Annotated in this window: 14 protein-coding genes; 5 read left to right on the forward strand and 9 right to left on the reverse strand. The window is 71.8% G+C overall.

Features of this window, described 5'->3' with window-relative positions; translation table 11 throughout:
• Positions 1–46: 46 nt before the first annotated feature.
• On the reverse strand, positions 47–439 hold the full coding sequence (locus tag ACTIDRAF_RS0204160) for a VOC family protein (RefSeq protein ID WP_016697452.1): 393 nt from the start codon (positions 437–439) through the stop codon (positions 47–49).
• Positions 440–1157: 718 nt separating this feature from the next.
• Between ACTIDRAF_RS0204160 and ACTIDRAF_RS0204170 the strand changes: the two genes are divergently transcribed.
• Both ACTIDRAF_RS0204170 and ACTIDRAF_RS0204175 read left to right on the forward strand, forming a co-directional pair.
• Positions 1158–1952, forward strand: coding sequence for a S1 family peptidase (locus tag ACTIDRAF_RS0204170; RefSeq protein ID WP_016697453.1), 795 nt, complete (start codon positions 1158–1160; stop codon positions 1950–1952).
• Between the two features lie 170 nt (positions 1953–2122).
• On the forward strand, positions 2123–2341 hold the full coding sequence (locus ACTIDRAF_RS0204175) for an RNA-binding S4 domain-containing protein (protein WP_051313905.1): 219 nt from the start codon (positions 2123–2125) through the stop codon (positions 2339–2341).
• A 31-nt stretch (positions 2342–2372) separates the two neighbouring features.
• Here the strand turns inward: ACTIDRAF_RS0204175 and mnhG are convergent, their stop codons facing one another.
• Genes mnhG through ACTIDRAF_RS0204205 form a run of 6 tightly spaced genes read right to left on the reverse strand, consistent with a single transcriptional unit; the run spans position 2373 to position 8130 of the window.
• Positions 2373–2774 (reverse strand): monovalent cation/H(+) antiporter subunit G, encoded by a 402-nt coding sequence (gene mnhG / locus ACTIDRAF_RS0204180; RefSeq protein ID WP_016697455.1) that lies wholly within the window; start codon positions 2772–2774, stop codon positions 2373–2375.
• Positions 2771–3028, reverse strand: a complete 258-nt coding sequence (locus ACTIDRAF_RS0204185; protein ID WP_016697456.1) for an MrpF/PhaF family protein — start codon at positions 3026–3028, stop codon at positions 2771–2773. The genes mnhG and ACTIDRAF_RS0204185 overlap by 4 nt, the downstream gene beginning before the upstream one ends.
• Positions 3025–3474, reverse strand: coding sequence for a Na+/H+ antiporter subunit E (locus tag ACTIDRAF_RS27160; RefSeq protein WP_016697457.1), 450 nt, complete (start codon positions 3472–3474; stop codon positions 3025–3027). The genes ACTIDRAF_RS0204185 and ACTIDRAF_RS27160 overlap by 4 nt, the downstream gene beginning before the upstream one ends.
• The gene (locus tag ACTIDRAF_RS0204195) at positions 3471–4970 is read right to left on the reverse strand and encodes a monovalent cation/H+ antiporter subunit D family protein (protein WP_016697458.1); all 1500 of its coding nucleotides are present in this window, start codon (positions 4968–4970) and stop codon (positions 3471–3473) included. The genes ACTIDRAF_RS27160 and ACTIDRAF_RS0204195 overlap by 4 nt, the downstream gene beginning before the upstream one ends.
• Entirely contained in the window at positions 4967–5311 is a 345-nt protein-coding gene (locus tag ACTIDRAF_RS0204200) for a sodium:proton antiporter (RefSeq protein WP_016697459.1), read from the reverse strand. Before ACTIDRAF_RS0204200 ends, ACTIDRAF_RS0204195 begins: the two co-directional genes overlap by 4 nt.
• Positions 5308–8130: a DUF4040 family protein gene (locus ACTIDRAF_RS0204205; RefSeq protein WP_016697460.1), complete on the reverse strand. Its 2823-nt coding sequence runs from the start codon at positions 8128–8130 to the stop codon at positions 5308–5310. The genes ACTIDRAF_RS0204200 and ACTIDRAF_RS0204205 overlap by 4 nt, the downstream gene beginning before the upstream one ends.
• A 1234-nt stretch (positions 8131–9364) precedes the next feature.
• On the opposite strand from ACTIDRAF_RS0204205, the gene ACTIDRAF_RS0204215 reads away from it, so the two are divergent.
• Positions 9365–9541 (forward strand): hypothetical protein, encoded by a 177-nt coding sequence (locus ACTIDRAF_RS0204215; protein ID WP_157162833.1) that lies wholly within the window; start codon positions 9365–9367, stop codon positions 9539–9541.
• Here the strand turns inward: ACTIDRAF_RS0204215 and ACTIDRAF_RS0204220 are convergent.
• Complete coding sequence (locus ACTIDRAF_RS0204220; RefSeq protein ID WP_016697463.1) at positions 9538–9969, reverse strand: YybH family protein; 432 nt, start codon at positions 9967–9969, stop codon at positions 9538–9540. The two genes, ACTIDRAF_RS0204215 and ACTIDRAF_RS0204220, sit on opposite strands and share 4 nt — an antisense overlap.
• A 25-nt stretch (positions 9970–9994) precedes the next feature.
• Here ACTIDRAF_RS0204220 and ACTIDRAF_RS0204225 point away from each other — a divergent pair, with 25 nt between their 5' ends.
• Positions 9995–10399, forward strand: a complete 405-nt coding sequence (locus tag ACTIDRAF_RS0204225) for a winged helix-turn-helix transcriptional regulator (RefSeq protein ID WP_245533436.1) — start codon at positions 9995–9997, stop codon at positions 10397–10399.
• Between the two features lie 99 nt (positions 10400–10498).
• Here the strand turns inward: ACTIDRAF_RS0204225 and ACTIDRAF_RS0204230 are convergent, their stop codons facing one another.
• Entirely contained in the window at positions 10499–11032 is a 534-nt protein-coding gene (locus ACTIDRAF_RS0204230; protein WP_016697465.1) for a hypothetical protein, read from the reverse strand.
• Between the two features lie 439 nt (positions 11033–11471).
• Here ACTIDRAF_RS0204230 and ACTIDRAF_RS0204235 point away from each other — a divergent pair, with 439 nt between their 5' ends.
• Positions 11472–12080 carry a TetR/AcrR family transcriptional regulator gene (locus ACTIDRAF_RS0204235; protein WP_026065769.1) on the forward strand — a complete coding sequence of 203 codons (609 nt, stop codon included), beginning with the start codon at positions 11472–11474 and terminating at the stop codon, positions 12078–12080.
• The last annotated feature ends 148 nt before the right edge of the window (positions 12081–12228 follow it).

Here is a 12228-nt window from a genome sequence, read left to right on the forward strand (position 1 = left end):
GGCGGCTCGGGCCCGGACGTCCGGTGCGCGCCCGCCGAGCCGGTCCTCATCCGTCCACCGCTCGTTGCCGTAGTGCCAGCACCGCCCCGGCGGGGTCGGCGATGACCGCGTAGGCGCCCGGCCCGGTGCCCCGGGGTTCGGTCAGCACCCGGCCGCCGAGGGCGCGCACCCGCTCCAGGCTGGTGTCGAGGTCGGCGACGGTGACGTGACTCAGCCAGTGCGCGGGTCGGTCGGCGTTGGCGCCGCGCCGAGGGGACACCCCGGTCCTGGGAGTGTCGTCGGCGGCCAGCATCTGGTAGTCGTCGTGGTCCCCCAACCCGAGGGGCCGTGCCTCCCCGCCCACCACCGCCGCGTAGAAGTCCCGGATGCCCGGGGCGTCCGACACGGTGAGGTCGAACCCCGTGACGGTGCCGATGGTGCCCTGCGCGTGGTCCCGCATGTCCGTTCTCCTCTCCGGTGATCACTGTCGTCCCCAGCCTGGGGGAGGAGACCGACAACTCGGGCGGAGCGGTGGGGCCCGCCACCCGGTGGGCGGCCCCACGACTGGGGTGGATCAGCCGCGGGGTTCAGGCGGGTCCGGCTCGGACGCGCCGCCTGGCGTCAGCCGCCGGACGACGAGGTGCTCAGTCCACTCCACCCACTCGACCTCGATGCCGTCGGCGTGGCGGGCGCGGCACCGCGGGACACGGGCCAACGGAGTGCGCGCCTGGGCTGGGACCCGGCGGCACCTCGACGGGATCGGCGGCGCTCGCCGCGCCTTCGTCGAGCGGGGGCCGAGCCCGCCGGCACTGGGGCGGCCCCGAATTCCCTCGCCGCCGCGACTCGTCGTGCCCTGATCGCGCCCGCGTCCACTGGGGCGGGTGGTTGGTGCTCGGGGCCGGTGGCCCCGGTGGTCGCGCCGTCGTGTCCACCCGCGCATGACGTCCTGACCAGCGGCTCATGACGGTCGTGTGAACACCAACCGTGATTACCGAAGGTAATTGTGGAGTCTCTTCGGGTTACCTCTATTGGGCCTGTCGTTGGCGTGTGGACCGTCTGTTTGATGTTCCTGATGCCGGACGGCCACTCCCTGCCGCAGGTTCGTCCACACGGCGTCGCGAACGAAGGAGACCAACGTGGCTAACACGAAGTCCCGACGGTGGGCCGCCCTCGGCGCCATGCTCGCCGCCGCGCTCCTCCCGCTCACGGGCATCCAGGCCGCGGCCGAGACGGAGCCCATCGCCGGGGCCCCCGCCCCCACCGTGCCCGGCACCGAGGCGGGAGACGTCGGCACCCGCATCGTCGGCGGAACCCGGGCCAGCATCTCCGACTACCCGTGGGCCGTCTACCTGACCAACACCGCCGGCTCCCAGTTCTGCGGCGGAGCGCTCGTCGCGCCGAACAAGGTCGTGTCGGCGGCGCACTGCACGATCAACCGCTCCGCCTCGGCCGTCCGGGTCGTCGCGGGCCGCGAGGACAAGAACGGCACGGCGGGCGTGGTCGCCTCCGTCACCAGCATCTGGAACCACCCCGACTACCGGAGTTACCTGATCGGCGAGGACGTCTCGGTGCTCACCCTGGACCGCGACCTCCCCTACGAGACGCTGCCGCTCGCCACACCCGCCGACACGGCGCTGTACGAGGCCGGCACCACCAGCAAGGTCCTCGGCTGGGGGGCGACCTCCTCCGGCGGCGCCGCCTCCCGCTACCTGCTGGAGGTGGACGTCCCGGTGACCAGCGACGCCACCTGCGCGGGGGCCTACTCCCAGTACAACAGCACCGCCATGGTGTGCGCCGGGTTCCCGGAGGGCGGCTACGACGCCTGCCAGGGTGACTCCGGCGGCCCGCTGGTGGTCGACGGGAAGCTGATCGGCATCGTCTCCTGGGGCAACGGCTGCGCCTGGGCCGGCTACCCCGGCGTCTACGCCCGCGTCTCGACCTACGCCGCCGACATCCAGGCCCAACTCGGCTGACCGAGGCGTCACCGCACCACGGTCGGGGAGCGTCGGGGAACCCACACCCGGCGCTCCCACCCGGCCCGCTCCGCGTCCTGGGGAACGCCGAGCACCGGCGCCGCACGCCACGGCCGGGCGCCCGAGGAGCGGTGCGCGGCGTCGCGCCCGGCACCGGCATGATGGTCGGCATGGACGACGTGCCGATCCGGGACGGCAGCATCAGACTCGGTCAGTTCCTCAAGCTCGCCGACCTCGCCTCCGACGGCGGTGACGCCAGGGACATGCTGGAGTCGGGGCAGGTCACCGTCAACGACCAGCCGGAGACCAGGCGGGGCCGCCAGCTCGCCCCGGGGGACGTGGTGGCAGCCAGAGGGCGCACCACCCGCGTCGTCGGCCCCGGGGCCTGACCGGACGCGACGGCCCGGCCAGGCCCGTGGCTCAGCCCCGTCCCCGCCGACGGCCGGGACGGCGGCGCCGGCCCGGCCGCTCCGGACCGCCCCGCGCGGTCCGCACCACCGCTCCCAGTTCGTCGTAGCGGGTCCGCTTCGCCAGCGGGACACCGGTCAGGTAGCCGGCCCTGGCGATCGCGTAACCGCCGACCGCCGCCGTCGTCAGCTGCACCACGACCGCCAACACCACCTTCACGGTGTTCCCGAGGCTGGGGTGGTGCAGCAGCACACCCACCAGCACCAGCCCCACCCCGAGACCCGAGGCCGTGGTCACCGCGCTGGCCCTCGTGTACAGGTCGGGCAGGCGCAGCAGCCCGACCCCGGCCAGCGCCAGCACGAGGGCACCCACCACGACCAGCGCGGTTCCCACGTGACCGAGCAGCACGCTCATCGTTTCCCCCCTGTCACGAGCCGGGCGATCGAGAGACTGGCCAGGAACCCGACCAGGGTGGCCACCAGGACCACGTCGAAGACGACCTCGCTGTCCGCGCGGAGGCCGACCAGGGCGACGAGCGCGACGAAACCGAAGAAGACCAGGTCCCCGGCGAGACCCCGGTCCGCGTCGGAGGGGCCGCGCACCAACCGGACCACGGCTGCGAGCAGGCTCAGGGCGACCAGCACGATCGCCAGATCGATGAGGATCACGTCTCGTCTCCGTCCTCGCCGCGGTCGGCGGACCGACGCGCCACGCCACCCGCCTCGGACGCGGGGCCATCCGCCGGCCCCGGACCGGGCAGCGCGCCGGCGGCGGCGGACAACCGCATCGCCACCAGCATCCGACCCTCCATCTCGTACAACTCGGCACGGAACGCCTCGCGGTCCTCCGCGAACATCCCGTGCACCCACAGGGTCGGCGGCTCCGCCCTGACCGCCACCGTCAGCGTCCCCGGGGTCAACGAGATCAGGTTCGCGATCATCGTGATCTCCAGGTCCGTCCGGCAGCGCAGCGGCAGTTCGGCGATGCCGGGCCGCAACCGGTCACTCGGGACCAGGGTCTCCCTGATCACCGAGACGTTCGCCTTCACGAGTTCCAGCAGGTAGTACCCCAGGAACCCGACCAGCCGGAGGATCCGTGCCAGGTGCCGTGTCATCGGCCGATCACCGCCTCGATGTAGCCGGACGTGTCCAGCAGTCCCGCCGCCGCCTGTTCCGCCAGCACCAGCAGGCCCTGCGCCCCGATACCCACCCCGAGGGTCACCCCGGTGAGGACCAGGGCTGGCAGCACGAGTGCCGGCCGGACCCTGGTGAGCAGTGCTCCTCTTGGGTGCCGTTCGAGGTGGTGCCCCGCGACGTCCTCCGGGGACCGGCCCCAGAACACCCCGCCCCAGATCTTCAGCATCGACATCAGCGTGAGCAGGCTGACCGCCACGGCGACCACCGCCACCGCGACCTGCCCCTCGTCGAAGGCGGCCCGCACCAGCGTCAACTTCGCCACGAACCCGGAGAAGGGCGGCATCCCGGCCAGCGACAGGGCGGCACCGAGGAAGGCCGCCGCGAGCAGCGGTTCCGTCCTGGCCACCCCACCCAGCCGGTCCAGCCGGTTCGTCCCGTAGGTGACCTCCACCGCTCCGGTGGACAGGAACAGCGACGCCTTCACGACCATGTGGTGCAACAGGTAGAAGATGCCGGCGGTCAGGCCGAGCGGGCCGAACAGCGCCACCCCCAGCAGGATGTAGCCGATCTGGGAGATCATGTGGAACGCGAGGATCGACCGCGTCGTGTTCTCCCCGACCGCGCCGAGCACCCCCACCACCATGGTCACGCCCATCGCGACCACACCGATCCACAGGTAGGTGCTGTCCCCCTCGAAGACCACCGCGTACACCCGGTAGATCGCGTAGATCGCCACCTTGGTGTGCAGCCCGGAGAACAACGCGGTCACCGCGGGGGAGGCGTAGGGGTAGGTCCTGGCCAACCAGCCGTGCACCGGGACGACGGCGGCCTTGACCGACAGGGCGATCAACACGACCGCCACCGCCGTGGCCACCAGTTCGGATTCGGCGGCCAGCCCGGCCAGCTCCCCGAGGTTGACGGTGCCCGTCACCCCGTAGACGAGGCCGACGCCGGCGAGGAACACCGTCGAGGTCAGCAGGTTCATCGCCACGTACAGCCGGCCGGCCCGCACCCCCCGGATGCCGGTGAGCATCGCCAGCAGCCCGTACGAGGGCAGCAACATCACCTCGATGAAGACGAACAGGTTGAACAGGTCCGCCGTGAGCAGCGCCCCGTTCACACCCGCCGCCAGGACGAGGACCAGCGGCGCGAAGAACCTGCGTTCCTCGTCACCCGCGGCGATCGCGAACGCCGAACACACCAGTGTCAGCAGCGAGGTCACCACGATCATCAGGGCGCCGAACATGTCCCCGACGAACGGGATGCTGATCCCGTTCGGCCAGAGACCGACGTTGTGCGAGACGATGCCGCCGTCCCAGCTGGCGACGACGAGCAGGACACCGAACCCAAGGCTCAGCGCGCTCGTTCCGAGCAGGATCACCCGGCGCGGTAGGGCGGGTTCCCGGAGCACGGTCAACACCGCGGCGGCGAGCAGCGGCACCGCCACGGCCAACGGCAGGAGAGCGCCGGTCATGCCTTCTCCTCGTCCTTCTCGCCGGACACGGCCGGGCCGCCCCGCGTGTCATCGTCCCGCTTGCCGACCCCGGCGAGGGTGAGCATGTAGACGGTGATCGCGAACGCGATCACGATCGCGGTGAGGACGAACGCCTGCGGCAGCGGATCGGCCGCCACCGAGGCGTCCGTCTCCGACATCAGCGGGGCCTCCCTGCGGAACGCGCCCCCACCCGACACCAGCAGCAGGTTCACCGCGTGGCCGAGCAGGACGAAGCCGAAGGTGATGCGCACCATGCCGCGCTGCACCACCAGGTACACGCCGCCGGCCACCAGCAGGCCGACGGAGATCGCGAGAGTCATCGGGTCTCCTTCCCCGCGCTCCGACCGGACCTGGACGCGCCCCGCGAACGAGGCATCCCGCCCGGCGGGCCGGAATCCCCTCCCAGCCGGTTCAACGCCGTGACCACGACACCGATCACCGCCAGGTAGACACCGACGTCGAAGACCAGGGCCGAGGTGAAGTGGTACTCACCCCCCCAGGGGAGCGGGATGTCCAGGTGGACTGGCCGGAGGAAGCTCCCCTCCAGGTAGCCCGCCACCCCCGTCAACACCGCGACCCCGACACCGGAGGCGATCAGGGCGATGTAGGGCCAGCGGATCGGGGCGCGGTCCGAACTCGGCGCGCTGAGGTAGGCCAGGGCGAACCCGGCGCCGCCCACCAGCGCCGAGATGAACCCGCCGCCCGGCTCGTAGTGGCCCCGCAGGAGCAGGTAGGCCGACAACAGGATCACCAGCGGCGCCAACCACCGCCCCACGGTGCGGAACAGGATGGTGGCATCGGTCGGCGAATCAATGGGACTGCCGGCGAACCGGTGGATGGCCGTCGGCTGCCGGTTCGGCAGCAGGCCGTTGGCGTTGAGCACGGCCACGATCACCAGCCCGGCGATGCCGAGCACGGTCAGCTCCCCCAGCGTGTCCAACGCGCGGAAGTCCACCAGGATGGTGTTCACGACGTTGGTGCCGCCGGTCTCGTTCTCGGCTTCGGTCAGGAAGTAGTCCGCCGCGGGGGACAGCTCCCGGCGACCGGTCATCGTGTAGGTGGCGAGCGCGGCGACCCCACCGGCGACGATCGCGAGGACCGCGGCGGCGGCCCTCCGCACCCTCCCCGTGGGGTGGAAGGACCGTGGCAGCCGCCGGAGGACCAGGACCGCGACGACGACGGTGAGCACCTCGACCAGCAGCTGGGTCAGACCGACGTCGGGGGCGCCGAGCGTGAAGAACCACAGGGCGACGGTGAAACCCCCCACCCCGATCGACCCCAGCGCGGCGAGGCGGGAGCGCGCCACCACCGCTCCGAGCACCGAGGCGGCGATCAGGGCGACGAGCACCCAGTCCATCGGCCGGCTCACCGGAGCGGGGAAGTCGCCGACGGCGAGACCGGCCGACAACGCGACCGAGGCCAGCACCGCCAGCAGCACGAAGGGCATCGCGAGGTGCTGGGCGGGGGAGTCGCTCCGGGTGAGATCACCCACCCGCGCACCCAGCGCGATCGTCCCCCGGTACAGGCGTTCGAACACCTCCGTCCCCCGGACGGGGAACAACGAGCGGTCCAACACCCGGTCGAGCCACGCCCGTCGGAGGAAGAGCACCGTCCCGGCGCCGAGGACGACCACCGACATCCCCAGCGCGGTGGAGAAACCGTGCCAGAGCGCGAGGTCGCTGTCGTGGACCAGCCCCCAGGTATCGGTGACGACCCGGTCCACCAGGGGGTTGAGCAGCGGGACCACCAGCCCGAGCACCAGACCCGCCACCGACGCCACGGCGGCGGGGAACAGGAACGCCGCCTTCGGCTCCCGGAGGTGGCTCTGCTCGGTGGGCCCGCCGAAAGCCCCGTAGACCAGCCGGAAGGAGTAGGCGAAGGTGAGGATCGCCCCCACCACGGCGACCCCGCCCACGACCGGCCCCACCCATCCGGGGCCCGGGGCGTCGAGGAAGGCGCCGAACATGCTCTCCTTGCTGACGAAGCCCAGCAGCGGCGGAACACCGGCCATCGACAGGGCCGCCAGCCCCGTCAGCGTCGCGGTGACCGGCATGACCCGTCGGAGACCGGTGAGCTTCCGGATGTCCCGGCTGCCCGCCTCGCGGTCCACCACGCCGACCAGCATGAACAGGGTGGCCTTGAACAGCGCGTGCGCGAGGGTGTGGGCCGTGGCGGCCGCCATCGCCGCCGGGGTGCCCACCCCGATGATCGCGACGAGGAACCCGAGCTGGCTCACCGTCGAGTAGGCCAGCAGCTCCTTCAGGTCGTGGCGTTGCAGGGCGAACAGCGCGCCGAGGACGGCGGTCACCAGGCCGAAGCCGATCAGCGCGGTCTGCCAGACCGCGTGGTCGGCCAGCGCGGGGGAGAACCGCATCAGCAGGTAGATCCCCGCCTTCACCATCGCCGCGGCGTGCAGGTATGCGCTCACCGGTGTGCTGGCGGCCATGGCGTCGGGCAACCAGTAGTGGAACGGGAACTGCGCGGACTTGGTGAAGGCGGCGAGGATCACCAGGACCGCGACGGCGGTGGCGAAGGCCGGGTCGTCGGTCCAGGCGGAGTGCTCCAGGATCACGCTGAGCCGGGTCGTCCCGGTGGTCACCCACATCAGGACCACGGCGGTGAGCAGCGCGAGGCCACCCGCGGCCGTGAGGATCAGCGTCCGCACCGCCGGGCGGCTCGCGGACAACCCCGATCTCCCGATGAGGAAGAACGAGCAGATCGTGGTGATCTCCCAGAAGACGAACAGCAGCACCACGTCGTCGGCGAGGACGAGACCGAACATCGCCGCGGCGAACAGCGTCATCAGCAGGTAGAAGTCGCCGTGCCGCCCGTGGGAGAAGTAGCTGGCCGAGTAGGCCATCACCAGTGCGCCCACGACCAGGACGAGCGAGACGAACAGCAGGGCGAGACCGTCCAGCCGCAGGTGGAAGCCCACACCGACGGCGGGCATCCACGGTGCGTCGAAGGACGGGGCCCCGGCCCCGGACAGCACTTCGGGTGCCCGGGTGGCGACGAGCGCGGCGAGGCCCAGGAACGCGGCGGCCAACGGCCAACCCGTCGACCGGCCCAGGAACCGGTCGAGCGGGGGAGCCGCCAGCGCCAGCGCGGTGAGCGCCGCGAGAACCAGTGGCAGGACCAAACGAGTGACCTCTCAGCTCGGCTTCGGGGCAGCCGTCACTCGGTGGTCCCGCGACGCGGGTCACGGGACGAGGAAGGCGGTGACAGCCGGAGCCCGAGGAGGGCGAAATCCGGGTAGGGCGAACGACCGTGGCGTCCCGACCGGGGCCACGGAGCGGGTCAGCGCGGAGAGGAGGCGCTGACCAGGGCGTGGGAACGGGGCGGCGGGCATCCGCTGAGTTCGCCGTGCGCGTTGGTTCCCCAGGAGTTCGTGTAGCCGTTGGTGCCGGTCGCCCGTTTCGTGTCCGAGGGGGGCAGCACCGGGTGCGGCGTGGAAAGGGCTCGACGGGTCGACTCGAGCGCGGGCGACGGGATGGGGGCCACCGCTGGGACCGCCTGGGTCCAGCGCGCCGGTCGTGGCTGCGGAGCGCGGCTGGTCCGCGCCCTGGGGGCAGGACCGGCCACCCTCGTGGTGGGCTCCCGTGGCGGTGGGAGGGCCGAGCTGGCGACGCGCACCGGCACCTCACTCTCCCCGCGCGAGCGACATCGCGACGGACCCTACCAGCCCGGGAACGGTGGGCACCGCTCCAAACCGGTCGGCCACCACGGGGGGAGGGGAGTCGAGGCGCGACGTGCCGGCTTCGTCCTCAAGGCGCCGTCGCTCCGACCGCGACGCGGGGAGCCCGCCCGTGGCGGTGGGGACTGAGAGCGACGAGCATATCACCGGTAGGCGATATGCCGAGGGAATATTAGTCCTTGCGGGGGAAGGCTTGGCATGGCCGAAAACTACCCTGAGTAGTCGAGCTGGGGGTGGCTGACGTGGACGATCGGGTGGTGGGGAGGTCCGAGTCGCGGGCGGCGCATGGGGCCGTGCCGAGGGCGCCACGAGTGTTCCAGCCTCGAGTGAACTGCGTCTACCAGCCGATATTAGTTCTGCTGACCGCCTTGGCTCTCGTCTTGGGCCGTTCGTGGAAGATTTCTGCCCGCTGAGCGAGTGGTGGCAGCCAGTAGTCGCGATATCGACCCACCGGTGTAGGTTGCTTTGCACGAATTGGTGCCGGTGGTGGGCGGCTTCCTCGGAAGGAAGCCGCCCCGGTCGGTCGCCACCAGCCGCGCTCGCGGACGCCCGCTCCTGGCAGAGATCAGCGTCCGCCTGGCGCTCCGAGGGAGGACCAACCTGATGACAGTAGGCCGTGACCCCTGGCTCGACGCAACCGAGGTCGGGGGCAAGACCGGTGAACGGTGGGGTTCGCGCGGTGGGGGTGTTGGAAGCGCTTCGCCTCGCGGTGTCGCTCCTGTCGGCGGTGGTGGGCGACTCGCCGACCACCAGGCGGGTCATCCTCCTGCTGTGCGCGATCTGCCTCGTCCTCACCTTCCCCCTGCTGGTCCTGCCGATAGAGATCGACCTGGGCTGGTTCCGCCTGCTCCGTTAGGCGGTGCTGGCTCGCCCCGACCCCGCCGGCCCCTCCGCGACGCCGAAGGGGTTGTCGATGGCGTAGCGCCAGTACCCGTCGGCCCCCCGGCGCGCCACGTCCGTCGCCGTTCCCTCGATGCGGACGGAGCCGCCGTGCCGCGCGGTTCCGGCGATCACGAAGTCGACGATCAGAAGTGCGACGTCGTCCAGGGCGTAGACGTGGCGGGGGGAGACGGTGATGGGCAGCCCGAGTTCCAGGAACTCCGCGTTGGCCAGTCGCCGTGCCTCCCCCGTCACGGCCGTGCCGGGTTGGGGAACGAACAGCGCCCCGGGCTCGTACACCTGTTCCAGGATGTCGACGTCGCCGGTGTTGAACGCCGAGGCGAAGACCTCGGGGTGCCGTGCGGGGTCCGTCGTGAGTTGGATGTGGGTCGGAGTCTCGCTCATGGAGCGGAGCCAACAGGAGGCGCACGTGGGTAACCAAACGGAAACCGTGGTCAGGGCGGACGGCGGCTGGGACCGAGAGCTGGTCCCGGACGTGGCGGGGCGCACCCAGCGGCCGGACCCGGACTGCCCGGTCGAGGTCGCGCTGGCGGCCGTCTCCGGTCGCTGGACCACGCTGGTGCTACGGGAACTCCTGCACGGGCCCTGCTCCTTCACGGAACTCCGGCGGCGGCTCCCCACCCTGAGCGCGAAGGTGCTGACCGAGCGGCTGACCGAACTCCAGGCGCGTGGGCTGGTGGGCAGGTCACGCGCCCCTGGTTTCCCGGCGCGGACCGAGTACGCGGTGACCGAGCGCGGACGGGCGTTGCGTCCGTTGTTGATCAGCCTCTACCAGACCGGGCAGGCGCTCGCGGCGACATCCCCGCCGCGCTGAACCCGGCCACTGGGGGCAGGCGGCTCCCGGTGCGCACCGCCGACCGCCGTGGTCGGGTCAGGGCGGAACGGCCCCGGCCCCGAACACGGCGGGGCGGCGTCAGTGCCCCAGGCCGCCGTCCTGCGGGGGCTTGCCCGCTCCGCTCAGGCCGAACAGCAGCCGCTGCATGACCTGGGGATCGAAGTCGTCCGGTTCGCCCGCCATCGCCTCGGCGGCGGGGGAGGGGCGTCGTTCACGTTGGGGCAGGGGGACCGCGGTTCCGCTCAACCCCGTCGGCAGGGGGAGCTCACACCAGGCCAGCCGGGCTCCCCCGTCGAGCGGGACGAGACCGGTGCGCAACTCCGACAGCTGGGCCAGCACCGGGGCGTGCTCGTTGAACCGTTCGGTCTCGACCTCCAGGACGAGGCAGTCGCCCCGCAGGCGCAGGCGCACGGTGATGAAGCCCGCCGACTGCTGGTCGGTGTCCTCGACGGTGGCGGTCACCAGCGCGCTCATGACGCGGGAGGCGTCGTCCTGCAAGGGGCGTAAGGACCACTCGGACAGGGTGAACCGGAGGAAGAGATCGGCGAGATTCACGGCATTGGGCACTGCGAGCAGGCGAAGGTCGTCGACCTGGATGGTTTGCGAGTTCACCAGGATCCTTTCTGCTTCCGCGTTCCGCGCGAAACGTCCCGAGGCACCGGCGAGTCAGTATCTTGCCAACTCGAGCCGTCGTCGGGTCTGGGCGGGTTCCCCTGACGCGGCTTTCCGTTCGCTGCGACGTCATCCCAGGTGCCGGGCGCGACAGCACGGGAAACGCGTGCACCGGAGCTTCCACTGTGGAAACTACCTGGTGGCACCAGGGTCGCCCGGTAGTGGGGCGCCCGGTCTTCGGCGGTGCCCCCTGACGCTGGGTGACCGCCGAGCGGGCGTGGTCCCGCTGGTCGAGCCGCGCACCCCCGGTCGGTGGCGCCGCGACTCGTCCGGCCCTGACCGAGGGATGTCACGGGCCGATCGCGCCGTTCCTCGTGCCGAACGGCCGGGAATCGCGCAAACTCGGGTACGACGGGGACCGAGGTGCTAACTTGGTCGAGTGACCAAAACAGTCGATCGACCAGGTTCCGAGCGGGGTGAACGTCGCCGTGAGCAGCTGGTGGCGGTCGGCGTCGACCTGCTGGCGGAAGGCGGTTGGCCCGCCGTGACCACCCGGGCGGTCGCCGAACGGGCGACCGCGAACGTCGGCCTGATCCACTACCACTTCGGCGGTGTCGGCAACCTGCACCGCGCCATCGCCGAACGCGCCGGTGACCTCGTGATCAATCCCGTCATCGATGAGCTGTTGGAGGCCACGACCGAACAGGCCGCCCTCGACACGCTGCGTGGTCTGCTGCCGAGCTCCGGGAGCACGCGGGCGAGCCGGCTGGCGGTCGAACTCGTTGTCGGAGCGATGCGGGACAGCAACCTCGGCGCCGTGATGCGGGACCAGATGCGCCAGTCGAGGGCGCAGGCCGCCGACAGGCTCGCCACGCTCCGGCCGCACTGGCCGGCGAGCCGGTGCGCCGGGGTGGCCACCCTGGTGGTGGCGCTGCTCGACGGCCTGATGCTGCACCTCGTGCTCGACGAGGACCTGCCCACCGAGGAGGCGCTCGCCGCGATCGAGGAACTGGTGGGCGACCGGGACGAGGCGCCGGTCCCTTCCTGACCCCGGCCGACCAGCCCCCTGCCCGCCGGCCCGGCGGACGAACCACCCGGCGGTCTCGCCGGCCTCCCGGGCGGTGTCGCCCGGCGTGGCCCCTCGGGGCCGTCGCCCGGAGCACTCGCCCGCCGGGGAGGGCGTTGCCGCCGGGAAG

It is taken from the genome of Actinoalloteichus spitiensis RMV-1378 (assembly GCF_000239155.1).
GTDB lineage: Bacteria > Actinomycetota > Actinomycetes > Mycobacteriales > Pseudonocardiaceae > Actinoalloteichus_B > Actinoalloteichus_B spitiensis.

Excerpts from the sequence above, each read along its gene's own strand:
- ACTIDRAF_RS0204220 (WP_016697463.1), bottom strand. The coding sequence starts at position 9,969 with ATGAGCGAGACTCCGACCCACATCCAACTCACGACGGACCCCGCACGG.
- ACTIDRAF_RS0204160 (WP_016697452.1), bottom strand. The coding sequence starts at position 439 with ATGCGGGACCACGCGCAGGGCACCATCGGCACCGTCACGGGGTTCGAC.
- ACTIDRAF_RS0204175 (WP_051313905.1), top strand. The coding sequence starts at position 2,123 with ATGGACGACGTGCCGATCCGGGACGGCAGCATCAGACTCGGTCAGTTC.
- ACTIDRAF_RS27160 (WP_016697457.1), bottom strand. The coding sequence starts at position 3,474 with ATGACACGGCACCTGGCACGGATCCTCCGGCTGGTCGGGTTCCTGGGG.
- ACTIDRAF_RS0204195 (WP_016697458.1), bottom strand. The coding sequence starts at position 4,970 with ATGACCGGCGCTCTCCTGCCGTTGGCCGTGGCGGTGCCGCTGCTCGCC.
- mnhG (WP_016697455.1), bottom strand. The coding sequence starts at position 2,774 with ATGAGCGTGCTGCTCGGTCACGTGGGAACCGCGCTGGTCGTGGTGGGT.
- ACTIDRAF_RS0204200 (WP_016697459.1), bottom strand. The coding sequence starts at position 5,311 with ATGACTCTCGCGATCTCCGTCGGCCTGCTGGTGGCCGGCGGCGTGTAC.
- ACTIDRAF_RS0204170 (WP_016697453.1), top strand. The coding sequence starts at position 1,158 with ATGCTCGCCGCCGCGCTCCTCCCGCTCACGGGCATCCAGGCCGCGGCC.